Raw genomic sequence first — 23,356 nt, forward strand, 5'->3', positions numbered from 1 at the left:
AGGAGGGCACGTGGCAGCACAAGACCCGCTCGTGGTCGGTGTGGACTTCGGCACGCTGTCCGCTCGGGCCGTGGTCGTACGCGTACGGGACGGAGCCGAACTGGGCAGCGCGGTCTTCGACTACCCGCACGCCGTCGTCGACCAGGCTCTGCCGGGCAGTGACAAGCCGTTGCCACCCGACTGGGCCCTGCAGGTGCCCGCGGACTACATCACCTCGTTGTCGCAAGCGGTGCCGGAGGCGCTGCGCGCGGCGCAGGCACAACCGGAAGACGTCATCGGCATCGCCACCGACTTCACCGCCTGCACGATGGTGCCCACCACATCCACCGGGACCCCGCTGTGCGAGCTGGCGGAGTTCGCCGACGAACCGCACGCGTACGTCAAACTGTGGAAACACCACTCCGCGCAGCCGCAGGCCGACCGGATCAACGAGCTCGCCCGCGTGCGCGGCGAGAAATGGCTGCCGCGCTACGGCGGGCTGATCTCCTCGGAGTGGGAGTTCGCCAAAGGACTGCAGATCCTCGAGGAAGCCCCGCACGTCTACACCGCGATGCAGCACTTCGTCGAGGCCGCCGACTGGATCATCTGGCAGCTGACCGGCAACTACGTCCGCAACGCGTGCACCGCCGGGTACAAGGGCATCTACCAGGACGGCGAGTACCCCAGCCCGGACTTCCTGCGTGAGCTCAACCCGGACTTCGACCGGTTCGTCACCCACAAACTCGACCATCCGCTGGGGCAGCTGGGCGCCAAGGCCGGTGAGCTCACCGCCCAGGCCGCGCAGTGGACCGGCCTGCCGCAAGGCATCGCGGTCGCGGTTGGCAACGTTGACGCACACGTCACCGCGCCCGCGGCACGCGCGGTGGAACCCGGCCAGATGGTCGCGATCATGGGCACCTCCACGTGCCACGTGATGAACGCGGCCGAACTGGTCGAGGTGCCCGGCATGTGCGGCGTGGTCGACGGCGGAATCGTGCCCGGGCTGTGGGGATACGAGGCCGGGCAGAGCGGTGTCGGCGACATCTTCGCCTGGTTCGTACGCACCTGCGTGCCGCCGGAGTACCACGAGCAGGCACAGGCCAAGGGCCTGACCGTGCACGAGTACCTCACCGAACTCGCCGCGGCACAAGGCATCGGTGAGCACGGCCTGCTGGCCCTGGACTGGCACAACGGCAACCGGTCGGTGCTGGTGGACCACGAGCTGGCCGGCCTGATCATCGGCCAGACCCTGGCCACGCGGCCCGAGGAGAGCTACCGGGCGCTGCTGGAGGCCACCGCGTTCGGCACCCGGATGATCATCGACACGTTCATCGACTCGGGCATCCCGGTGCGTGAGCTGATCGTGGCCGGTGGGCTGATCAAGAACGATCTGCTCATGCAGATCTACGCCGATGTGACCAACCTGCCGCTGTCGGTGATCGGCTCGCAGCAGGGACCCGCGCTCGGTTCGGCGATCCATGCCGCGGTGGCCGCCGGGGCCTACCCCGACATCCGTGAGGCCGCCGCCGCGATGGGCTCGGCCAGCAGCGCCGACTACCAGCCGATCGAGGCGAATGTCGAGCTCTACCAGGAGCTGTTCGACGAGTACCAGACGCTGCACGACTACTTCGGCCGTGGTGTCAACGATGTCATGCGCCGGCTGCGCGAGCGCCGCCGAGTCCAGAAGGGACAGAGCTAGATGGTGCTGACCACCGCCATCCTCGACACCGTCGACGAACTGCGGCAGACCGTCGCGGCGTTGCACGGCGAGCTGACCCGCAACGAGCTGGTGATCTGGACCGCGGGCAACGTCTCCGCGCGGGTGCCCGGCCAGGACCTGATGGTGATCAAGCCGTCCGGCGTGTCCTACGACAACCTGGCCGGCGAAACCATGGTCGTCACCGACCTGTTCGGCAACCTCGTGCACGGCGAGCTGGCGCCCTCCTCGGACACCGCCGCGCACGCCTACGTCTACCGTCACATGCCCGAGGTCGGGGGAGTGGTGCACACGCACTCCACCTACGCCACCGCGTGGGCTGCGCGTGGCGAGCCGATTCCCTGCGTGCTGACGATGATCGCCGACGAGTTCGGCGGCGACATCCCGGTCGGCCCGTTCGCGATCATCGGTGACGACTCGATCGGCCGCGGCATCGTGGAGACCCTGCGCGGCAGCCGTTCGCCCGCAGTGCTGATGCAGAACCACGGGCCGTTCAGCGTGGGCAAGGACGCCCGCTCGGCGGTCAAGGCCGCCGTGATGGTCGAGGACGTGGCCCGCACCGTCCACATCGCCCGTCAGCTCGGTGCCCCGCTGGCCATCAGCCAGCAGGACATCGACCAGTTGCACCAGCGCTACCAAAACGTCTACGGCCAGCACTAGGAGCAGGAGCCCCACTTTGTCCACTCCCGAGCACAAGCCCCAGGTCTGGTTCCTCACCGGCAGCCAGGGCCTCTACGGGCAGGAGACCCTGGAGCAGGTCGCCGGCCAGTCGCTGCAGATCCAGCAGATGCTCACCCAGTCCGGCCGGATCAGCGCCGAGATCGTCGGCAAGCCCGTGCTGACCGACGCCGCGGCGATCCGCCGGGTGATGACCGAGGCCTCCAGCGACCCGGCGTGTGTCGGTGTCATCGCGTGGATGCACACCTTCTCCCCGGCCAAGATGTGGATCTCCGGGCTGGACGCGCTGCGCAAACCGGTACTGCACCTGCACACGCAGCTCAACGAGGCACTGCCGTGGCAGAGCATCGACATGGACTTCATGAACCTCAACCAGGCCGCGCACGGCGACCGGGAGTTCGGTTACATCCAGACCCGGCTCGGCGTGGCCCGCAAGACCGTCGCCGGGCACGCCAGCGACCCCGCGCTGGCCGACCGGATCGACGGCTGGGTACGGGCCGCGGTCGGCGTGGCTCACCTGCGTTCGTTGCGCCTGGCCCGGTTCGGCGACAACATGCGCGACGTGGCGGTGACCGAAGGCGACAAGGTCGAGGCCGAGCTGAAATTCGGTGTCTCGGTCAACACCTACGGCGTCAACGACCTGGTGGCCGTGGTGGACGCGGTGTCCGACCAGGCCGTGGACGAGCTGGTGGCCGAGTACGCCGAGGCCTACGACGTCGTCCCGCAGCTGACCGGTGAACGCCACGAGTCGCTGCGCTACGCCGCGCGGATCGAGGCGGGCCTGCGCACGTTCCTGACCGACGGCGGGTTCGGCGCGTTCACCACGAACTTCGAGGACCTCGGCGGATTACGGCAACTGCCCGGCCTGGCCGTGCAGCGGCTGATGGCCGACGGATACGGCTTCGGCGGCGAAGGCGACTGGAAGACCTCCGCCCTGCTGGCGGCGGTCAAGGCGATGGGCCGCGGCACCGGCCGGGGCACCTCCTTCATGGAGGACTACACCTACCACTTCGGGCCCGGCGAGCCCAAGATCCTCGGCGCGCACATGCTCGAGGTGTGCCCGACCATCGCCGGCCGCCGGCCCTCCTGCGAGATCCACCCGCTGGGCATCGGCGGCCGCGAGGACCCCGTGCGGCTGGTCTTCGACGCCGCGACCGGGCCCGGCGTGGTCATCGGCCTGGCTGATCTGGGCGAGAGGTTCCGGTTCGTGGCCAACGAGATCGAGGTCGTCGAGCCCGACGAGCCGCTGGCCAGCCTGCCGGTGGCCCGCGCGGTGTGGAAGCCGAGCCCGTCACTGTCCACATCGGCCGAATCGTGGCTGACCGCGGGCGGCCCGCACCACACCGTGCTCACCCAGGCCGTCGGCTCGGACACCCTGCAGGACTTCGCCCACATGCTGCACACCGAACTGCTGTTGATCGACAGCCACACGACCCCGGCCGCGTTCGGCGACCGGATCCGATGGAACCAGGCCTACTACCGGCTCGCCCAGGGCTTTTAGAAAGGAGATGGACATATGCGAATCGCAGTCATTGCGGGAGTTATCGCACTCACCACGACTTTGGCGGCGTGCGGGTCGAGCGTGAAGACCGGCGACCAGACCGCCGCGCCGGGCGCCGGTGCGGCCGGTGGGCTGGTCGGCGTCACCATGCCGACCAAGTCGTCGGAGCGGTGGATCCACGACGGCGACAACATCAAGGCCCAACTGGAGAAGCTCGGCTACCAGGTCGACCTGCAGTACGCCGAGAACGACATCCCCACCCAGGTCAACCAGATCGAGAACCAGATCACCAAGGGCGCCAAGCTGCTGGTGATCGCCTCCATCGACGGCACCGCGATCACCACGCAGCTCCAAGAGGCCGCCGACAAGAAGATCCCGGTCATCGCCTACGACCGGCTGATCCGCAACAGCCCGAACGTCGACTACTACGCCACCTTCGACAACTTCAAGGTCGGCGTCGAGCAGGCGACCTCGCTGGTGACCGGCCTGAAGCTCAAGAAGGCCGACGGCACCGACGACCCGAGCGTGACCGGCCCGTTCAACATCGAACTGTTCGCCGGCTCGCCCGACGACAACAACGCCACGTTCTTCTTCAACGGCGCGATGTCGGTGCTCAAGCCCTACATCGAGAAGGGCACGCTGAAGGTCGCCAGCGGCCAGACCGACTTCGCCACCGTGGCCATCCTGCGCTGGGACCCCGCCACCGCACAGCGCCGGATGGAGGACATCATCACCAAGACCTACCGTGGTGGCGCTACCGTCCAGGGTGTGCTCTCGCCGTACGACGGTCTGTCCATCGGTATCCTCTCCGCGCTCAAGAGCAGCGGCTACGGCACCGCCTCCCAGCCCTACCCGGTCGTGACCGGCCAGGACGCCGAGGTCGCGTCGGTGAAGTCGATCATCGCCGGTGAGCAGTACTCGACCATCTTCAAGGACACCCGCGACCTGGCCAAGGTCACCGTGGAGATGGCCGACACCGTCATCAAGGGCAACAAGCCGAAGGTCAACAACGAGAAGGACTACGACAACGGCAAGAAGGTCGTGCCCAGCCAGCTGCTGGAGCCGGTGATCGTGGACAAGGCCAACTACCAGAAGATCCTCATCGACTCCGGGTACTACAACGCCGGGCAGCTCAAATGACAATCCTGCGGATGCGCGGCATCACCAAGACATTCCCCGGTGTGAAAGCGCTGCAGGACGTCAACCTCACCGTGCGTCGCGGCGAGATCCACGCGATCTGCGGGGAGAACGGCGCGGGCAAGTCCACGCTGATGAAAGTGCTGTCCGGGGTGTACCCGCACGGCTCGTACGAGGGCGAGATCGAGTTCGAGGACGAGGCGTGCCGCTTCTTGTCCGTTCGTGACAGCGAACGGCGTGGCATCGTGATCATCCACCAGGAACTCGCCCTCTGCGGGCAGCTGTCGATCGCGGAGAACATCTTCCTGGGCAACGAGATGGCCACCGGCGGACTGGTGGACTGGAACAGGACCAACCACGCGGCCGGCGAACTGCTGCGCCGCGTGGGCCTGGCCGAGAACCCGGTCACGCCCGTGTCCGAACTCGGTGTCGGCAAGCAGCAGCTGGTCGAGATCGCCAAGGCACTGTCCAAAGAGGTCAGGCTGCTGATCCTCGACGAGCCGACCGCGGCACTCAACGACAGCGACTCCGAGCACCTGCTCGGGCTGCTGCGCGAACTGCGTGAGCAGGGCGTCACCTCGGTGATCATCTCGCACAAGCTCAACGAGGTGATGGCCATCGCGGACTCGATCACCATCCTGCGCGACGGCCGCACGATCGAGACCCTGCAGGCCGCCGAGGTCACCGAGGACCGGATCATCTCCGGAATGGTCGGCCGGGACCTGGAACACCGGTTCCCGCCGCACACGCCGCACATCGGCGACGAGGTGCTGCGCATCGAGGCCTGGACCGTGCACAGCCCGGTCCAGGCCGGCCGGGTCATCGTCGACGACGCCGGGCTGAGCCTGCGCCGCGGCGAGATCGTCGGCCTGGCCGGGCTGATGGGAGCGGGCCGTACCGAACTGGCGATGAGCGTGTTCGGCCGCTCCTACGGCAAGGACATCACCGGGCGGATCATCAAGGACGGCCGCCAGATCCACCTCCGCTCGGTGCGTGAGGCCATCAGCCACGGCATCGCCTACGTCACCGAGGACCGCAAGAAGTTCGGCCTCAACCTCATCGAGGACATCAAACGCAACATCTCCGCGGCCGCGCTGGGCAAGCTGTCGCAGCGCGGCTGGGTGGACGAGCACGAGGAACACCGCGTCGCCGAGGACTTCCGCGCCCGGATGAACATCAAGGCCCCGGGCGTGCGCAGCATCACCGGCAAGCTCAGCGGCGGCAACCAGCAGAAAGTCGTGCTGTCCAAATGGATCCTGACCGACCCGGACGTGCTGATCCTCGACGAGCCGACCCGCGGCATCGACGTCGGCGCGAAGTACGAGATCTACACGATCATCAACCAGATCGCCGACGAGGGCAAAGCCGTACTGGTCATCTCGTCGGAACTGCCCGAGCTGCTGGGCCTGTGCGACCGGATCTACGCCCTGTCGCGCGGCCGGATCACCGGTGAACTGGACCGCGCCGAAGCGACCCAGGAACGCCTCATGCAGCTTATGACCAAGGAATCGACATGACTGTCACCAAAGCACCGCAGCAGGCGACCGAGACGCCGCGGGCGCTGCGGAAGTTCTCCATCAACCCGCGCGAAAGCGGGATCTACGTCGCGTTCGTGCTGATCGTGGTGCTGTTCACGATCCTGACCGACGGCGTGCTGCTCGAACCGCAGAACATCTCCAACATCATCGTGCAGAACTCCTACATCCTGATCCTCGCGGTCGGGATGATGCTGATCATCATCGCCGGGCACATCGACCTGTCGGTGGGCTCGGTGGTGGCGGTCTGCGGTGCGTTGTGCGCGGTGCTGACGGTCGAGATGGGCATGCCGTGGTTCCCGGCGCTGCTGATCACGCTGGTCGCCGGTGCCGTCATCGGCGCGTCGCAGGGATACTGGGTGGCCTACTTCGGCATCCCGGCGTTCATCGTCACCCTCGCGGGCATGCTGGTGTTCCGGGCACTGACCCTGAGCGTGCTGGGAAACCAGGGCATCGGCCCGTTCCCCGACCAGATCCGCACCCTGTCCAACGGGTTCACCGACGGCTACCTCGGCAACATCGGCCTCGGCCCGCTGGGCGGCGCGGACCTGGCCAGCCTGCTGGCCGGCGTGGCCGGTGTCGCGGCGATCTTCTTCACCCAGTGGCGCCAGCGCAAGGCCCGCCTGGGATACCTGCAGCAGGTCGACCCGTTCCCGGTGTTCCTGATCAAGACCGCCGCCGCGGCGCTGGTGGTGCTCGCGGTGATCGTGCAGCTGGCCCGGTTCAAGAACCTCCCATGGGTGCTGGTGCTGCTCACAGTCCTGGTGCTGGGCTACTCGCTGCTGGCCAACCGGTCGGTGTTCGGCCGGCACATCTACGCCATCGGCGGCAACAAGCAGGCTGCGGAGCTGTCCGGCGTGAAGGTCAAGTCGATCACGTTCTGGATCTTCGTCAACATGGGCGTGCTGGCCGCGCTGGCCGGGGTCATCTTCGCCGGCCGGCTCAACCAGGCCGGCCCGACCGCGGGCAACGCGTTCGAACTGGACGCCATCGCCGCGGCCTTCATCGGCGGCGCGGCCGTGCAGGGCGGTGTCGGCAAGGTCGTCGGCGCGATCACCGGCGGCCTGATCATGGCCGTGATCAACAACGGCATGTCGCTGCTCGGCCAGCCCAGCGAACGGGTCATGCTCGTCAAAGGCCTGGTCCTGCTCGCGGCGGTCGCCTACGACATCTGGACCAAACGCCGGGCGGCCTCCTGACCCGGCTTGTGAGCGTTCCCCCAATGTCCCGTTGGTTGCATGCGACGCAACCAACGGGACATTGGGGGCTCACGCGTTTATGTGTCCCCAATGCCACATTGGTGGCATGCGATGTCCCCAATGTGGCATTGGGGACACAGCCGCGAGCCACCTTGCGGGGGGAGGCCGGCATGCCCCGAAAGCCACTTTGGGAGCGCTGGATGCCCCGCAAGCCACTTTGGGGGCACAACCCTCAAGCGCGGGGTGGGGCGGTGGTGGCACGCACGATGAGGTACGTGTCCAAAGACCGGTTGGTGCCCACGCGGTGGTCGTCGTCCAGCTGCGCGAGCAGGACATTGACCGCCGCACGCCCGGCCGCCTCGGCGGGCATCGCGACCGTGGTCAACGGCGGCGCGGAGATCGCGGCGAACACCAGGTCGTCGAACCCGACCAGGCTCACCTCGTCAGGCACCGGCACACCCCGGGCGTTCAACCGCGCCAGCACACCGAACGCCACCAGGTCGTTGTACGCGATGATCGCGGTCACGCCTGCCGCGAGCGCCAGGTCCGCGCCCTGCAGGCCGCCCTCGAACCGCGGCGGGAACGGCCCGAACTCCACCACCTCGATGCCGTGTTCCTCCGCGGCCGGGCGCAGGCCGCTGCGGCGCGCGGCATTCGACCAGGAATCCCTCGGGCCGCCGATGAACGCGCATCGCTTGTGCCCCAGGGCCGCCAGGTGCTGGATGGCCTGGCGCATCCCGCCGGGGCTGTCCATCACCACCGACGGGATGCCCTCGATCTCACGGTTGAGCAGCACCACGAAAGTCTGCCCGGCCAGATCGTGCAGCTGCTCGTCGCTCATGCTCGGACTGCACAGCACCAGCCCGTCGACCTGCCGGGCCATGTTGCGGGCCAGGTTCTCCTCGGTGACCGGATCCTCGTCACTGTTGGCGAACAGCACCGCCACGTCGTCCTGCCGGGCGCGGGCCTGCACGCCGTTGAGCACGCCGGTGAAGAACGGATTGTCCAGATCGGACACGATGATCCCGATGTGCCCGGTCCGGCTGACCGGTTTGCGGGGCCCACCGGCCGGCTGGTAGCCCAGCTCGCCCGCCGCGGCCAGGATCCGGCTGCGTGTCTCGGGCTTGACCAGGTCGGGAGTGGTGAAGGCGCGGGAGACAGTGGAGATGGAGACCTTCGCCCGGTGGGCGACGTCATGGATGGTGACGGTCACGAGCCTCCCTTGAGCAGACTTGCACAACATGATGTAAATCGTCTGCTTTCCTGTCAATTCTCACAGGCCCTCCCGGCCTGTCGCGTGCTGCCCGCAAACAGATGCCTACCAGCGCATTCGTTCTTGACAGCGATCGCGGGCCGCCCCTAGCGTGAGTTTGCAGAAAGTGACGGCTGTTTGCAGGATCGGAGACCCAATGCCGGGTACCGCACGCCTTGCCGTTGTCGGCACGTCCGGATACGCGTTCACCTATCTGCAGCGGGCGCGTGACCTGCACGACGAAGGCGTAGCGCGGTTCGTCGGCGCGTGCGACATCCGTGAACCCGCCCCGCAAGCCCTCGCCCTCATGCCCGCCGGCGCCGCCGTACACCGCGACATCGACACGTTGATGCGGGCCGCCGAGCCGGACATCGTCGTAGTCGCCACGCCGCCGCACGCGCACCGCCCGGTCGCCGCGGCCGCGCTGCGTGCCGGCGCGGACCTGCTGATCGAGACACCGCCCGTGCTCGACATCGACGGCTACGACGAGTTGCGCGCACTGACCACCCAGTTCGGCCGGATCTGCCAGACCGGGTTCCAGAGCTTCGGATCCGCCGCGCTGCCACCCCTGTCCGCGGCGATCGCCCGCGGTGAACTCGGTGAGGTCGTGGGCATCGGCGCGGCAGGCGCCTGGGTACGCACCGACGCGTACTACGCGCGCAACCCCTGGGCGGGCCGCCGATGGCTCGACGGTCAGGCCGTTGTGGACGGCGCGCTGACCAACCCGTTCTCCCACGCGGTGGCCACGGCATTGCTCGTCGGGGGAGTCGCGCACCGGGACCCCAGCGACATCGCGCTGGAACTGTTCGGCACCCGCGACCTGGAAGCCGACGACACCGCGTGCCTGCGGGTGCGCTTCGACGCCGGACCGGAGATCGTGGTGGCCGCTTCCCTGTGCGCGGAACAGGATCACGAGCCCTACGTGGTCGTGCACGGCACCGAGGGCCGGGCGAAGTTCTGGTACAAGACCCACCGGCTGGAGATCAACGACGAGCGGATCCCCGTCGCACCACCGGCCGACCTGCTGCGCAACCTGATCGAGCACCGCGCCCGGCCCGAGGCCACCGCGCTGCTGGCGCCCCTGACCTCCACCCGCGCGTTCGCGTCGGTCGTGCAGGCCGTACGTGACGCACCCGAACCGGCCCCGATCCCCGAAGGCTGGATCCGCACCGTCGGCGACGGCCCCGCCAGACACCCCGTGGTCCGCGGCATCGGCGAGGAAGTCGCCGTGGCCGCCGAACGGCTCGCCCTGTTCTCCGAGATCGGCGTGCCGTGGGCCGGGCCCAACCGCTGGTGGCGTGGTGTCCATCGGGTCCGGGTCACTCCCTGACCGGCCCCGTCGTGCCCCGCACGACAAGATCCGCGTTGAGCCGGATGACCCCAGCGGGCGGCTGCGCCAGGCCACACGCGATCCCGCCCGCCGTGGCACCGGCCTCCCGCAACGGCAGCCGGACCGTGGTCAGCGGCGGATGAGTGTCCTGACAGAACTCGATGTCGTCGAACCCGGCCACCGACACCTGCTGCGGCACCGGCCGGCCGTCGGTGCGCACTGCGGCCAGCGCACCCGCGGCCATCAGGTCGTTGGCCGCGACGATCGCGGTGACACCCTTGTGCCGCAACAGTTTCAACCCCGCGACCCGGCCCGACTCGCGGGTGAACGTGCCCTCGGCGACCAGCGCGGGATCGTGGTCGCGCGCGGTGATCCGGAACCCGTGCAACCTCTCGCGGGACGTCGACTGCGCCATCGGGCCGGTGATGTAGCCGATCCGCCGGTGCCCCAGCCCGGTCAGGTACTCCACCAGCCGCATCGTGCCGCCGGTGTTGTCGAACGTGATCGCCGAGGCCTGCGGCAGATCCGGGATCGGTGGCCGGCCGCACAGCACCACCCGGCAACCACGCCGCAGGAAACCCGTCAACTGCCGCGTGAGCTCCAGCTGATGGTGGTGATCGCGGATCGCGCCGCCGACCAGGATCACCCCACCAGCGCGCAGCCTGCGCAGATGCTCCAGCTGACCGATCTCCCGCGACGGGTCGCCGCCGGTGCTGCACACCAGCGCCAACTGACCGGCCAGGAACGTCTGGTCCTGCACACCGGCCACGATGTGGGCGAAGAACGGGTCGGACATGTCGCCCACGATCACCCCCACCACTTCCGACGCGGCCGCCGCCAGTGCCCTGGCGTGCCCGTTGACCACGTACTCCAGCTCATGGATCGCCTGCTCGACCAGCGCCCGGGTCCCCGGCGCGACCGCGGTACCGCCGTTGAGCACCCGAGACACCGTGGCCGGCGAGACCCCGGCCCGGCTGGCGACGTCAGCCAGGGTGGCCGGCCGGCTGAGGTCCCCACGCATGCCGTCACTCCCATCATTTGCAGAAAACTCTGACATCGTCCCGCGTGCGGACTAGTCCGTCAAACCTCCAAAACGGCCGATGACCGGACATTGGCCCAACGTTGACACGGAAACGACCCCGCTCTACCGTTCCCGGCACAGCATGACGTTTTCTGAAAATCATGAAAGCGGCGCGGCGCAAGGACGGAGCGGGGCATGGTTGCCAGGAGACTCGGACGGGCGGCGATAGCCGCGCTGGTGTTATCACCACTGCTGACAGCATGCGGATCGGACTCAGGCGGCGGCGCGGGCGAGAACGTGACCATCTCGTTCGCCTGGTGGGGCAGCGACGGCCGGGCCACCATCACCAAACAGGCCGTCGAACTGTTCCAGCAGCGCAACCCCACCATCAAGGTCGACACCACCTTCTCGGCCTACGCGGCCTACTGGGAGAAAGTCGCCACCCAGACCGCGGGCGGCAACCCGCCCGACGTGATGAACGTCGACTTCCGCTACCTCGCCGAGTACGGCGAGCGCAAAGTACTGCTGGACCTCAACGAGGGCGCCGGCAAACAGATCTCGCTCGCCGACGTCAACCCTGAGCTGGCCAACACCGGCGTGATCGGCGGCAAGCGCTACGCCGTGCCGTGGGCGCAGAACGCGTCATCGCTGGTCTACGACCCCGCCGCGTACACCGCCGCAGGCGCGGACCCCAGCAAGCCGATGACCTGGGAGCAGTTCCGGGCCGCGGCCGAGAAAGTCAGCGCCGCCGGCGGGAACAGCGTCCGTGGCGTGACCGACTTCGGCATGATCGACAGCGCCCTGGAGATCTGGCTGCGCCAGCGCGGCAAAGCGATGTTCACCCCGGACGGCAAACTCGGGTTCGGCGCAGGCGAACTGCGCGAGTACTGGGAACTGGCCGACAAGTTCCGCACCACCAAGGCCGCCACCGAGGCCGACGTGACCGCCTCATACAACACCTCACCCGAGCAGTCCCCGCTGGGCAAGAAGCTCACCAGCGCCGAATTCGCCTACGACAGCGTGTACCCGGGCTTCCAGAAGGCCAACGGCAAGGACCTGAAAGTCGCGCCGTACCCCAGCGACGACGCGAGCAACACCGGCCAGTACCGCAGGCCGTCGATGTTCCTGGCCGTCTCCGCCCGCGGCAAAGCCCAGGAAGCCTCCGCCAAACTGGTGAACTTCCTGATCAACGACCCCGAAGCGGGCAAGATCCTCGGCGCCGACCGCGGCCTGCCCCCCAACCTCAAGGTCCGTGCCCAGCTCGCCGGCGCGGCCACCGGCACCAACAAGGTCATCTTCGACTACGAGGCCGAGATCGAACCCAGACTCGGCCCGGCCCCCGCCGTCCCGCCCAAGGGCGCGGGCGCGATCCAGAAACTGCTGCAACGCACCTACGAGGAGATCGCCTTCGGCCGCCTGACCGTCGACGCCGCCGTCGACCGCTTCATGTCCGAAGCCCAGAAAGACCTCAAGTGACAGTCCTCAAGAACCCGCCGCCGTCCCCTGCAACAGCGGTGGAGGCCCCACGGGACCGCCGTCCCCGTGGGGCCAGGCGGCGGGCCGATCACCAGCCCCAGGCCTACGTCTTCCTCGCGCCCTGGATCCTCGGCGCGATCGCGCTGACGGTCGGGCCGATGGTCGTCTCGCTGTACCTGTCGTTCACCGAGTACGACCTGTTCACCCCGCCGCGCTGGGTGGGCCTGGACAACTTCGTGCACATGTTCACGCAAGACGACCGCTACCTGCGCTCGGTACAGGTCACCCTGGTCTACGTCCTGGTCGCGGTTCCGATGAAAATGATCGTCTCGCTGCTGATCGCGATGGTGCTCAACACCCGCGCCGCGGCCAACGGCTTCTACCGCGCGGCGTTCTACGCCCCCTCACTGCTGGGCGCGAGCGTCGCGGCGGCCCTGGTGTGGCGGGCGATGTTCACCGAAGGCGGCACCGTCAACGAAGTGCTCGCCGGCCTCGGCTGGGACACCCCCAGCTGGGTCGACGACCCCGGATACACCATCTGGGCCATCATCCTGCTGTCGGTGTGGCAGTTCGGCGCGCCCATGGTGATCTTCCTGGCCGGGCTCAAGCAGATCCCGCGCGAGCTCTACGAAGCGGCCGAAGTGGACGGTGCCGGCCCGGCCCGCAGGTTCTGGCACATCACCCTGCCGATGCTCTCCCCGGTGATCTTCTTCAACCTGGTGCTGGAGGCCATCCACGCCTTCCAGGTGTTCACCCCCGCGTTCGTGATCGGCGGCGGCCGCGGCGGACCGGCCGACTCCGCACTGGTCTACACGCTGTACCTCTACCAGGCCGGATTCGAGGACTTCGAGATGGGATACGCCTCGGCGATGGCCTGGGTGCTGCTCGTGGTGATCGCGATCGTCACCGCGGTGATCTTCCGCAGCGCGAAGCTGTGGGTGTTCTACGGAGACAAGTCGTGAGCACCAGGTTCAAGACCGTCATCTGGCACGTGCTGTGCCTGGGCGCGGTCGCGGTCGTGCTGTATCCACTGGTGTGGCTGGCGTTCGCGTCGGTGAAGCCGCCCGAGGAAGTGCTCTCCAGCCTGAACCTGCTGCCCAGCCGGGTGGTGCTCGACGGCTACCGGCAAGGCTGGGAAGGCGCGGCCGGAACCGGGTTCGGCACGTTCTTCCTCAACTCGTTCATCGTCGCGATCCTGTCGGTGGCCGCGAACGTGTTCTCCTGCACGCTGGCGGCGTACGCGTTCGCGCGCCTGCGGTTCCGGTTCTCCGGGCCGCTGTTCGCGTTCATGATCGCGACCCTGATGCTGCCCCACCACGTCACGCTGATCCCGCAGTACGTGATCTTCCAGCAGGCCGGGCTGGTCAACACCTTCGTCCCGCTGATCCTGCCGAAACTGCTGGCCACCGAGGCCTTCTTCGTGTTCCTGATCGTGCAGTTCATGCGCGGCATCCCGCGGGAGCTCGACGAGGCGGCCACCATCGACGGCTGCGGGGTCTACCGCACGTTCTGGTTCGTGGTGCTGCCACTGGCCAAACCGGCACTGGTCACCACGTCGATCTTCACGTTCATCTGGACCTGGAACGACTTCTTCACACAGATGGTGTACCTCAACGACGCGGAGAAGTTCACCGTCCCCCTGGGACTGCGGCTGTTCGTGGACACCAGCAGCCAGTCCAACTTCGGCGCGATGTTCGCCATGTCGGCGCTCGCGCTGGTGCCGATCGTGTTGTTCTTCCTGGTGTTCCAGCGCCTGCTGGTCGAGGGCGTGAGCACCAGCGGACTGAAGGGGTGATGGCGTTGTGGCGTGACCGGCTCACGGAGTTCTCCGACTGCCTGCAGCTCGGCGTGCTGGTCTGCGTGGCTGCGCTGCCCGTGGTCACCGCCGCGCCCGCGTTCGCGGCGGGCTGCCGGGTGGTGCACCGATGGCGAGACGGCGACTCACCACCCATGTGGCAGACCTTCCGGGCCGAGTTCGTCCGGCAGCTGCGCGGCGGCATCCCCTTCTCCATCAGCGTGGCCGCGCTGACCCTGATGCTGAGCGTGGACCTGGCGCTGCTCGGCAACGGCCTGCCGGGCAAGCAGTTCTTCGCCATCGCCCTGCCCGTGCTGTTGGCGGCCCTGGCCATCGTGACACTGCGGACCTGCTCGGTCGTGCCCGCACACACCGGATGGATGCCCGCGCTGCGCACCGCCGTACGCCTCAGCGCCGACATCCGCGGGTCCGCGCTGCTGGCCGGCGCGGTCGTCACCGCCGGGGTCCTGGTCTGGATGCAACCACTGATGCTGCTGCTGGTCGCCGGGCCACTGGCCCTCGCGGCGGTCGGGACCACCCGGTGACGCCGCCGAAAGTGGTGGTGTTCGGCACGTCCGGATACGCCGGTGTGCACCTGCGCCGCGCCCGCGCCATGCACGACACCGCCGAGATCCGCTTCGTGGGCGCCTGCGACGTGCGCGAACCAGCACCGGACGCCAGAACCGTCCTGCCCGACGACGCGGTGCTCACCGACAACGCCCAGGACCTGTTCGACCGCACCGCGCCGGACATCGCAGTCGTGGCCACCCCACCACACACCCACCTGCCGGTCGCCCTGACCGCCATCGCGGCCGGATGCCATGTCCTGCTGGAAAAACCCCCGGTCCAGGATCTCGACTCCTTCCAGCAGCTGGCCACCAAAGCCCAGCGGGCCGGCGTGCGCTGCCAGGTCGGCTTCCAGAGCTTCGGCTCAGCCGCCCTGCACGCCCTGCGCGCGGCGATCGCCACCAGCGCCATAGGCCGGCTCACCGGGGTCGGCACCGCAGGCGCGTGGGTCCGCCGGGACGCCTACTACACCCGCAACCCCTGGGCCGGGCGGCGCACCCTCGACGGCAAGTCCGTTGTGGACGGTTCGCTGACCAACCCGTTCGCGCACGCCATCGCCACCGCGATCCTCGTCGCGGGCAAAGCCGAGGTACTGCCCGCGACGATCGAGACCGAGCTGTACCACGTGCGGCCCATCGAGGCCGACGACACCGCCTGCGCCCGGATCGTGTTCGCCAACGGGATCAAGATCGTCGCCGCGGCGACACTCTGCGCCGAACAGCAGGTCGACCCGTACGTCGTGCTGCACGGCACCCGCGGCAAAGCCCGCTGGTGGTACCGCTCGGACGTCCTGGAGGTCAACGGCGAACGCGTACCGGTCGGCCAGCCCATCGACCTGCTGCGCAACCTCGCCCGTCACGTCCGCGACAAGACACCGCTGGTGGCCCCGCTCAGCCAGACCCGCGCGTTCACCGCGTTCGTCCAAGCGGTCCGTGATCACCCAGGGCCGCAACCCATCCCGCCCGGCTGGGTGGACACAATGGACGAAGGACCGCAACGCCGCCACACCGTGCACGGTATCGACAAGTTCGTCGAATCCGCCGCCGAGACCATGTCGCTGTTCTCCGAGCTGGGCGTGCCATGGGCGATCTGAACAGCGTGTCCGACCAGTTGAAACTGGTGACCAGCAACGGGTTCGTGCGCGTTTCGGCAGGCGAGGTCGACCTGGCCGAATACGTCACCGACCCAGGGGTTCCCCAGTCGGACTCCCCGAAACCGTACCTGCACCCCCTGCGCACCATCGCCGGCGACGTGGTCAGCGCGATCCGGCCACACGACCACACCTGGCACAACGGCCTGCAGTTCACCGCGGCCAACCTCTCCGGCGAGAACTTCTGGGGCGGCCGGACCTTTGTCCGCGGCCAGGGCTACACCCCGCTGGACAACAACGGCTCGATGCGGCACGTCAACTGGCAGCACGCCCGCTGCGAGAACGGCCGCGCCGAACTGCGCCACCAGTTGGAATGGCAGACCCAGGCAGGGGAGTGCTGGCTGTTGGAAGACCGGTCCATCGACGTGGGCGAAGTCGACGTTCTGGACGGATCCTGGCTGCTGACCTGGAAAACGCACCTGCACAACACCAGCGGACGGCAACTGCGGTGGGGCAGCCCGGTGACCGAGGGCCGCCCCACCGCGGGCTACGGCGGGCTGTTCTGGCGCGGCCCGCGCTCGTTCATCGGCGGCACCGCACGCACCTCTACCGGCGTCGAAGGCGACGACGCCATGGGCTGCCGCGCGCCGTGGCTGTCCTACACCGGCCAGCACGACGTCAGCCTGCGGCACTCCACCGTGGTCTTCGTCGACTGCCCGGCCAACGTCCGCTACCCGACCCCCTGGTACGTGCGTACCGCGCCGTTCCCGGTGGTCAGTTTCGCGGTCACCTTCCACCAGCCGTTGCTGCTCGAACCAGGCGAGCGGCTCAGCCTGACGCACCACGCGATCATCGCCGACGGCCAGTGGGAGCCCGAACGGATCGAGAGATACATCGCTCTTCGCATCGCTGCTCGCTGGGACAAGGAGAAACCATGAGTTTCGCGAAGATCCTGCCGATCGTGGCCGCGGTAGGGCTGTTGTCCGCGGTGCCCGCCAACGCCGACTTCGAAAACCTCGGCCGCCAGATCCTCGGCCCCCGCGACGGCTGGGCGGCCGCGACCACCGGCACCACCGGCGGATCCACCGCCACCCGCGAGAACGTCCACTTCGTCGGCACCCGCTCCGAACTCGTCGCCGCCCTCGCCGGCACCACCCCGAAGATCATCTACATCCGTGGGACCATCGAAGGCAATGCCGACGACAACAACCGTCCTCTCGGCTGCGCCGACTACGCCGACCCTGGCTATTCGTTGCCCGCGTATCTCACTCAATACGACCCCGCCACGTGGGGCACGGCGGAGCCGTCCGGCCCGCTCGAGGAAGCCCGGGTCCGGTCACAGAAGAACCAGGCAGCACGGGTGGTCGTCCCGGTGCGGTCCAACACCACGATCATCGGCCTCGGCGACGACGCCACCCTGCTCGGCCTGACCCTGCGGGCCTCCGGCGCGGACAACATCATCATCCGCAACCTCCGGTTCGAGGACGCCTACGACTGCTTCCCGCAGTGGGACCCGACCGACGGCCCCACCGGCAACTGGAACTCCGAATACGACAACCTGGTGCTCACCGGCTCCACCCACGTCTGGGTCGACCGCAGCGAGTTCAGCGACGGCGGCAACACCTCCCAGCCGACCTACTTCGGCCGCAAGTACGAGGTCCACGACGGCCTGCTCGACGTGGTCAACGGCGCGGACCTGATCACCCTGTCCTACAACCACTTCCACGACCACGACAAGTCACTGCTGATCGGCAGCACCGACCGGCCGACCTACGACGTCGGCAAACTCCGCGTCACCCTGCACCACAACATGTTCGACAACCTCGGTTCCCGCGCACCCCGCGTCCGCTACGGACAGGTCCACATCTACAACAACCTCTACGTCGTCCCCGAGGCGGCTTCGTACGAGTACTCGTGGGGCGTCGGCTTCGAATCGAAGATCTACGCGGAGAACAACGTCTTCCAGACCGGCCGCGGCGTGCAGCCCAGCACATTCGCGAAATGGTGGAACGGCACAGTCCTGCACGCCACCGGAACCCTCGTCAACAACCGTCCCGTCGACGTGGTCGCCGCCCACAATGCAGCCTTCGACCCCGACCTGGGAACCGACGTGGGGTGGACACCCACCCTCGTCACCTGCCTCGACCCGTCCGGCACCGTCGCTCGCCACGTCCGCGCCAAGGCAGGCGTCGGCCGGAACTGACGTCATCGATTGTGTCTCCTCAACACGTTCGTAGCGTGAGATCGATCACATTTCCTTTCCTTGCTCGACACTACCGCTGCCCGTCAAGTCTCCGCTCAAGTGGAAACCGCTTTCCAGTTGACCGTGAAATCTGTCCACTATGGACGAAAAGGCATCCTTCCTGGTCTTGACGCGGGCGGTCACGTGCCGTTCCATCTTGTTGGATGCTGTCGGAACGTGGAGGTTTACGCGGTGCTGCGAACGCGCGTTCTTGTTTTAGTCCTATCGATGTGTGTTGGATCGCTGGCGGCAGCCGGTCCGGTCAGCGCGGCGGCCGACCCGCCGCCGGATGTCCAGAGCTACCTCGACGACCCCCGGAAAGTCGCGGAAGGCCAGGAGCCGCCGCACGCGTTCCTGCGTCCCTATCCCGACATAGCCTCGGCTGTGCGCCGCGACGAACGCAGCCCGTACACCATGTCGCTGGACGGCAAATGGCGTATCGCCATGGCCGACAACCCCAAACAAGTGCCCGCCGGGTTCTACGGCGACGGCTACGACACCTCCGCCTGGCGTGAAGTGTCAGTGCCGCACACCCTGCAGACCGACGGCCTGGATCACCCGATCTTCCGCAACATCGCCACCGAGATCCAGCCCGACAACCCGCCGAAGGTGCCGCAGGACGTCAACCCGACCGCGGCCTACGCACGCGACTTCGACCTGCCGGCCGGATGGACGCAACGCGAGACGTTCCTGCGCTTCGAAGGCGTGACCTCCGGCTACTTCGTGTGGGTCAACGGCAAGTACATCGGCTACGACCAGGGTGGCTACACCCCGGCGGAGTTCGACATCGCCCCCGCCCTGCGGCCCGGACGCAACCGCATCGCCGTGCAGGTACACCGGTGGAGCGCGGGCGCCTACCTCGAAGACTTCGACCAGTGGCGGTACTCCGGCATCTTCCGGTCGGTCACGCTGCACTCGTCACCCGCCACGTTCATCCGGGACGTGACGCTGCGGACCGATCTGGACGCCACCTATACCGACGCGACCCTCACCGCCGCGGTGGAACTCGGCCACAAACCCGGCGGCACCACCGGAAAACACCGCGTGGAGGCAAGCCTGCGCGACGCCGCCGGCCAGCAGGTCGCCACCGCGACCGGAGAAGCCGACCACAACGGCACCACCACCCTCACACTGCCGGTGCGCAACCCCGCGAAGTGGACCGACGAGACCCCGAACCTCTACACCGTGGTGTTCACGCTCACCGCCCCCGACGGCACGGTCACCCACATCACCAGCGAGACCACCGGCTTCCGCGAGATCGAGATCCGCGACAAACAGTTGCTGGTCAACGGCAAGCGGGTGCTGTTCAAAGGCGTCAACCGTGCGGAGACCGACCCTGAGCACGGCCGGCATGTGCCTCGCGCGGCGCAGGAACGCGATGTCGCGCTGATGAAACAGCTCAACGTCAACGCCGTGCGCACCTCGCACTACCCGTCGGACCCGTACTTCTACGAGCTGGCCGACAAGCAGGGCCTGTGGATCGACGACGAGATCGACATCGAGACCCACAACCACGAGAACTGCAACTCCTGGTGCCAGGCCAACGATCCGGCCTGGCGGGACGCGTTCTTCGACCGCATGATCGGCATGGTCGAACGCGACAAGAACCACCCGAGCATCTTCCTGTGGGACACCGGCAACGAGGCCGGCCTCGGCGCCCACCACTACGCGCTCGCCGAATGGCTGGACGCCAACGAGCCCACCAGGCCGATCTACCACCAGTCCAACAACCCTGACGGCGACGCACCGTTCGCCGACGTGTGGGGCCCGCGCTACCCCTCGCCGGAGCGGTTCGCCGAGCAGGCCAGGACCACCACCAAACCCCTGATCTTCGGTGAGTACGCGCACGCCATGGGCAACAGCCTCGGCAACTTCCGGGAGTTCTGGGACATCATCCGGGCCAACCCGCAGACCCAGGGCGGGTTCATCTGGGACTGGGCCGAGCAGAACATCCGCCAGCCGATCCGGATGCTGCCCGACACCTCCGGCAACGACATCTCCGCGCACATGATCGGCAAACCCGGACTGGCCGACGGCCACCGCGGCAAGGCGCTGGAGCTGTCCGGGCTGGACGACTTCGTCGAGGTCTACCGCGACCGGCGGCTGGAGATCACCGGCAAGGCGGTGACCCTGGACGCGTGGGTCAAACCCGGCAAGTGGACCGGCGACTTCCGGATCGTGGGCAAGGGCGACCACCAGTACGCGCTGAAGATGAAGACCGAGACGACCCTGGAGTTCTTCATCCACAGTGGAACCTGGCGGGCCGTGCAGGCGCCGGTGCCTGCGGACTTCTACGGCAACTGGCACCGGGTCAGCGGAACCTACGACGGAACCGCGCTACGGCTTTACATCGACGGCAAACAGGTCGCCAGCACGCCGTTCACCGGTTCGATCGACTCCTCCTCGGCCGAGGTCAACGTCGGGCGCGACTTCGAGACCTCGTGGACCGACCCGTCCAACATCGGCTGGATGGGACGCGGCCTGATCGACGACGTCCGCATCTACGACCGGCCCCTGTCCGCGCAGGAGCTGTCGGCGGCCACACCGGCCGGTGGTTCGGTCCTGGCGCTGGACTTCGACAACGTCGTCGAGCGCGGCACGCACCTGAGCTACGGATCGAGCCTGTCCGGAGTGGACGGCCTGATCGGCTCCGACCGGTCCGTGCAGCCCGAAGCACTGCAAATGGCCTGGGCGCATCAACCATTGCGGTTCGCCTACACCGGCGGCACGCTGTCGGTGACCAACGAACGACAGTTCACCGGCACCAACGAGCTCGACCTGCGATGGCGCGTGACCGAGGGCTCGCGCGTGATCTCCCAGGGCGGGCAGCCTCTGCGCGTACCCGCGGCCTCTACGGCACGGATCCCGCTCGCGGCGGCCTCGGCCGACCGTGAACGGTTCCTCACCGTCGAAGCGGTCACCGCGACCGGGCACATCCTTGCCCACGACCAGTTCTCCCTGGGCGGAAGCAAAGTACCGGGCCTGGACCAGGTGCCGCTGACCCCACGGCAGGCCGCCTCCGTCGACGGCGCCGAAGCCGTCACTGTGATGGGCGGCGGCGTGACCTACACAGTGGACAAGAAGAGCGGTGCGCTGTCGTCGATCCGCTACCTCGGCCGTGAGCTGCTCAGCAGCGGTCCGAAGCTGGACGCCTGGCGCGCCCCGATCAGCAACGAGACCTACACCTGGGGCCGTGCCGAAGGCGAGGACTGGCGCAAGGTGGGGCTCGATCGGCTGCAGGCCAAGGTCACCGGTGTCCGCGTCGAACCCGGCGGGTCGTCCGTGCGCGTGATCGTCGACAGCCGGGTAGCCGCTCCGGACGTCACAGGTGCGTGGTTCGACCAGACGATGACCTACACGGTCGACGCCACGGGCGTGCTGAAACTGGGGCACCGCGTGACGCCGCAGGGTTCGTTGCGGACGCTGTCCTACCTACCCAGAATCGGCGTGTCCCTGGGTGTTCCGGACACCTTCAACCGGTTCGCCTGGTACGGCCGCAAAGCCGAGAGCTACGTGGACCGCAAGGACGGCACGCCGATCGGCGTGCACTCCAGCACCGTGGACGAACAGTATGTCGAGTACCACCGTCCGCAGGACCACGGCAACCACACCGATTCCCGCTGGGCCCTGCTCACCGACGGCCGCACAGGTGGCCTGCTGGTCGGCGGCGCCAAGGACGTCAGCGTCACCCCGTTCGACGACCTCGACCGCGCGGCGTACCCGTTCCAGTTGCAACGCAACAAAGGCTGGTTCACCCTGCACGCCGACCACGCCGCCACCGGGGTCGGCGACACCCCGAACCCCGTGCGTGAACGCAACCAGGTCCAGCCCGACACCACCTACGAGTACACATTGTCCCTTCGCCCACTGACCACACAGGAGGCACGTACGGGCCTGCCCGCCGGCAGCTGACCCCAACTCGGCAGCGGTTTTGCCCCCAAAGTGGCGTTGGGAGCACTGGATGCTCCCAACGCCACTTTGGGGGCACCTCTTTTCTTGACGCGACGGGGTTCACAGTCAGTGTCATGGTCGCTACAGTACGAACTGGGAGCGCTCCCAGTTTTCGTCTGCCGTTGCATCCTCAAGGAGGAGGACACGTGCAAAACCGCTTAGGCAGAACTGTGCTTTCCCGTGCGCTCGTCGTGCTGACCGCGGCCGGAATCCTGATGGCTGGGCTGCTCACCGGCATCGCCGATGCCCACGGCTCGACCACGGACCCGCCTTCACGCAACTACGGCTGCTGGGCACGGTGGGGAAGCGATTTCCAGAACCCGACGATGGCCACCCGGGACCCCATGTGCTGGCAGGCCTGGCAGGCCGACTCGAACGCCATGTGGAACTGGAACGGCCTCTACCGGGAGAACGTGAAGGGCAACCACCAGGGCAGCATCCCCAACGGACAGCTGTGCAGCGCCGGGCGCACCCAAGACGGCCGCTACAACTCGATGGACACTGTCGGGGCGTGGCAGATGGCCAGCAAGAGCAACCGGTTCACCCTGACGATCACCGACCAGGCCCGGCACGGCGCGGACTACATCTATGTCTACGTCACCAGGCAGGGCTTCAATCCCGCGACCCAGCCGCTGGGCTGGGGCAACCTCGAACGGGTCGCGCAGACCGGCAAGATCGCGCCCAACGGCACCTACCAGGTCCAGGTCAACGCACCCGGCCGGACCGGACGGCATGTCGTCTACACGATCTGGCAGGCCAGCCACCTGGATCAGTCGTACTACTTCTGCAGCGACGTCAACTTCACCGGCTGAGCCCGCGCCCCGAATGGGAGCGCTAACAAAAATTCCGATTTGGTGCCTTCGGTGGTGAACCACCTGCCGTGACC

Annotated in this window: 18 protein-coding genes; 16 read left to right on the forward strand and 2 right to left on the reverse strand. The window is 67.8% G+C overall.

Annotated elements, in window-relative coordinates; genetic code table 11:
* Nucleotides 1-10 precede the first annotated feature (10 nt).
* From araB to mmsB, 6 genes are read left to right on the forward strand one after another with little or no spacing between them, the layout of a single operon-like run.
* Nucleotides 11-1,678, forward strand: a complete 1,668-nt coding sequence (gene araB, locus JOF56_RS38725; RefSeq protein ID WP_209644377.1) for a ribulokinase — start codon at nucleotides 11-13, stop codon at nucleotides 1,676-1,678.
* Nucleotides 1,679-2,356: an L-ribulose-5-phosphate 4-epimerase gene (locus JOF56_RS38730; protein WP_209644378.1), complete on the forward strand. Its 678-nt coding sequence runs from the start codon at nucleotides 1,679-1,681 to the stop codon at nucleotides 2,354-2,356.
* A gap of 16 nt (nucleotides 2,357-2,372) precedes the next feature.
* Nucleotides 2,373-3,875, forward strand: a complete 1,503-nt coding sequence (gene araA / locus JOF56_RS38735) for an L-arabinose isomerase (protein WP_209644379.1) — start codon at nucleotides 2,373-2,375, stop codon at nucleotides 3,873-3,875.
* Nucleotides 3,876-3,890: 15 nt separating this feature from the next.
* A complete protein-coding gene (gene chvE / locus JOF56_RS38740) occupies nucleotides 3,891-5,015 on the forward strand; it encodes a multiple monosaccharide ABC transporter substrate-binding protein (RefSeq protein WP_209644380.1) in 1,125 nt (374 codons plus the stop codon).
* A complete protein-coding gene (mmsA, locus tag JOF56_RS38745; RefSeq protein WP_209644381.1) occupies nucleotides 5,012-6,529 on the forward strand; it encodes a multiple monosaccharide ABC transporter ATP-binding protein in 1,518 nt (505 codons plus the stop codon). Before chvE ends, mmsA begins: the two co-directional genes overlap by 4 nt.
* Entirely contained in the window at nucleotides 6,526-7,746 is a 1,221-nt protein-coding gene (gene mmsB, locus JOF56_RS38750; protein ID WP_209644382.1) for a multiple monosaccharide ABC transporter permease, read from the forward strand. The genes mmsA and mmsB overlap by 4 nt, the downstream gene beginning before the upstream one ends.
* Before the next feature lie 232 nt (nucleotides 7,747-7,978).
* Here mmsB and JOF56_RS38755 read toward each other — a convergent pair whose 3' ends face one another.
* The gene (locus tag JOF56_RS38755; protein ID WP_209644383.1) at nucleotides 7,979-8,959 is read right to left on the reverse strand and encodes a LacI family DNA-binding transcriptional regulator; all 981 of its coding nucleotides are present in this window, start codon (nucleotides 8,957-8,959) and stop codon (nucleotides 7,979-7,981) included.
* A 196-nt stretch (nucleotides 8,960-9,155) separates the two neighbouring features.
* Here JOF56_RS38755 and JOF56_RS38760 point away from each other — a divergent pair, with 196 nt between their 5' ends.
* On the forward strand, nucleotides 9,156-10,328 hold the full coding sequence (locus JOF56_RS38760; protein ID WP_209644384.1) for a Gfo/Idh/MocA family protein: 1,173 nt from the start codon (nucleotides 9,156-9,158) through the stop codon (nucleotides 10,326-10,328).
* On the opposite strand, the gene JOF56_RS38765 is transcribed toward JOF56_RS38760, so the two are convergent.
* A complete protein-coding gene (locus JOF56_RS38765) occupies nucleotides 10,318-11,349 on the reverse strand; it encodes a LacI family DNA-binding transcriptional regulator (RefSeq protein WP_209644385.1) in 1,032 nt (343 codons plus the stop codon). The two genes, JOF56_RS38760 and JOF56_RS38765, sit on opposite strands and share 11 nt — an antisense overlap.
* 195 nt (nucleotides 11,350-11,544) lie before the next feature.
* Here JOF56_RS38765 and JOF56_RS38770 point away from each other — a divergent pair, with 195 nt between their 5' ends.
* From JOF56_RS38770 to JOF56_RS38810, 9 genes are all read left to right on the forward strand, one after another.
* Nucleotides 11,545-12,825: an ABC transporter substrate-binding protein gene (locus JOF56_RS38770; RefSeq protein ID WP_245378555.1), complete on the forward strand. Its 1,281-nt coding sequence runs from the start codon at nucleotides 11,545-11,547 to the stop codon at nucleotides 12,823-12,825.
* Nucleotides 12,822-13,787 (forward strand): carbohydrate ABC transporter permease, encoded by a 966-nt coding sequence (locus JOF56_RS38775; RefSeq protein WP_209644386.1) that lies wholly within the window; start codon nucleotides 12,822-12,824, stop codon nucleotides 13,785-13,787. Before JOF56_RS38770 ends, JOF56_RS38775 begins: the two co-directional genes overlap by 4 nt.
* Nucleotides 13,784-14,620: a carbohydrate ABC transporter permease gene (locus JOF56_RS38780; protein ID WP_209644387.1), complete on the forward strand. Its 837-nt coding sequence runs from the start codon at nucleotides 13,784-13,786 to the stop codon at nucleotides 14,618-14,620. Before JOF56_RS38775 ends, JOF56_RS38780 begins: the two co-directional genes overlap by 4 nt.
* Complete coding sequence (locus JOF56_RS38785; protein WP_209644388.1) at nucleotides 14,620-15,165, forward strand: DUF624 domain-containing protein; 546 nt, start codon at nucleotides 14,620-14,622, stop codon at nucleotides 15,163-15,165. Before JOF56_RS38780 ends, JOF56_RS38785 begins: the two co-directional genes overlap by 1 nt.
* Complete coding sequence (locus JOF56_RS38790) at nucleotides 15,162-16,280, forward strand: Gfo/Idh/MocA family protein (protein ID WP_209644389.1); 1,119 nt, start codon at nucleotides 15,162-15,164, stop codon at nucleotides 16,278-16,280. The genes JOF56_RS38785 and JOF56_RS38790 overlap by 4 nt, the downstream gene beginning before the upstream one ends.
* On the forward strand, nucleotides 16,268-17,215 hold the full coding sequence (locus tag JOF56_RS38795) for a DUF6807 domain-containing protein (RefSeq protein ID WP_209644390.1): 948 nt from the start codon (nucleotides 16,268-16,270) through the stop codon (nucleotides 17,213-17,215). The genes JOF56_RS38790 and JOF56_RS38795 overlap by 13 nt, the downstream gene beginning before the upstream one ends.
* On the forward strand, nucleotides 17,212-18,480 hold the full coding sequence (locus JOF56_RS38800; protein ID WP_209644391.1) for a pectate lyase family protein: 1,269 nt from the start codon (nucleotides 17,212-17,214) through the stop codon (nucleotides 18,478-18,480). The genes JOF56_RS38795 and JOF56_RS38800 overlap by 4 nt, the downstream gene beginning before the upstream one ends.
* A 267-nt stretch (nucleotides 18,481-18,747) precedes the next feature.
* The gene (locus JOF56_RS38805; protein ID WP_245378556.1) at nucleotides 18,748-22,431 is read left to right on the forward strand and encodes a glycoside hydrolase family 2 TIM barrel-domain containing protein; all 3,684 of its coding nucleotides are present in this window, start codon (nucleotides 18,748-18,750) and stop codon (nucleotides 22,429-22,431) included.
* A gap of 254 nt (nucleotides 22,432-22,685) precedes the next feature.
* Nucleotides 22,686-23,282: a lytic polysaccharide monooxygenase auxiliary activity family 9 protein gene (locus JOF56_RS38810; RefSeq protein ID WP_245380569.1), complete on the forward strand. Its 597-nt coding sequence runs from the start codon at nucleotides 22,686-22,688 to the stop codon at nucleotides 23,280-23,282.
* Nucleotides 23,283-23,356: the final 74 nt, after the last annotated feature.

Source organism: Kibdelosporangium banguiense, assembly GCF_017876405.1.
GTDB classification, from domain to species: domain Bacteria; phylum Actinomycetota; class Actinomycetes; order Mycobacteriales; family Pseudonocardiaceae; genus Kibdelosporangium; species Kibdelosporangium banguiense.

Bases quoted from the DNA above. Each gene is read 5' to 3' on its own strand.
- JOF56_RS38730 (WP_209644378.1), top strand. From the start codon at position 1,679: ATGGTGCTGACCACCGCCATCCTCGACACCGTCGACGAACTGCGGCAG.
- chvE (WP_209644380.1), top strand. From the start codon at position 3,891: ATGCGAATCGCAGTCATTGCGGGAGTTATCGCACTCACCACGACTTTG.
- mmsA (WP_209644381.1), top strand. From the start codon at position 5,012: ATGACAATCCTGCGGATGCGCGGCATCACCAAGACATTCCCCGGTGTG.
- mmsB (WP_209644382.1), top strand. From the start codon at position 6,526: ATGACTGTCACCAAAGCACCGCAGCAGGCGACCGAGACGCCGCGGGCG.
- JOF56_RS38760 (WP_209644384.1), top strand. From the start codon at position 9,156: ATGCCGGGTACCGCACGCCTTGCCGTTGTCGGCACGTCCGGATACGCG.
- JOF56_RS38765 (WP_209644385.1), bottom strand. From the start codon at position 11,349: ATGCGTGGGGACCTCAGCCGGCCGGCCACCCTGGCTGACGTCGCCAGC.
- JOF56_RS38770 (WP_245378555.1), top strand. From the start codon at position 11,545: ATGGTTGCCAGGAGACTCGGACGGGCGGCGATAGCCGCGCTGGTGTTA.
- JOF56_RS38785 (WP_209644388.1), top strand. From the start codon at position 14,620: ATGGCGTTGTGGCGTGACCGGCTCACGGAGTTCTCCGACTGCCTGCAG.
- JOF56_RS38795 (WP_209644390.1), top strand. From the start codon at position 16,268: ATGGGCGATCTGAACAGCGTGTCCGACCAGTTGAAACTGGTGACCAGC.
- JOF56_RS38800 (WP_209644391.1), top strand. From the start codon at position 17,212: ATGAGTTTCGCGAAGATCCTGCCGATCGTGGCCGCGGTAGGGCTGTTG.
- JOF56_RS38805 (WP_245378556.1), top strand. From the start codon at position 18,748: ATGTGTGTTGGATCGCTGGCGGCAGCCGGTCCGGTCAGCGCGGCGGCC.
- JOF56_RS38810 (WP_245380569.1), top strand. From the start codon at position 22,686: ATGGCTGGGCTGCTCACCGGCATCGCCGATGCCCACGGCTCGACCACG.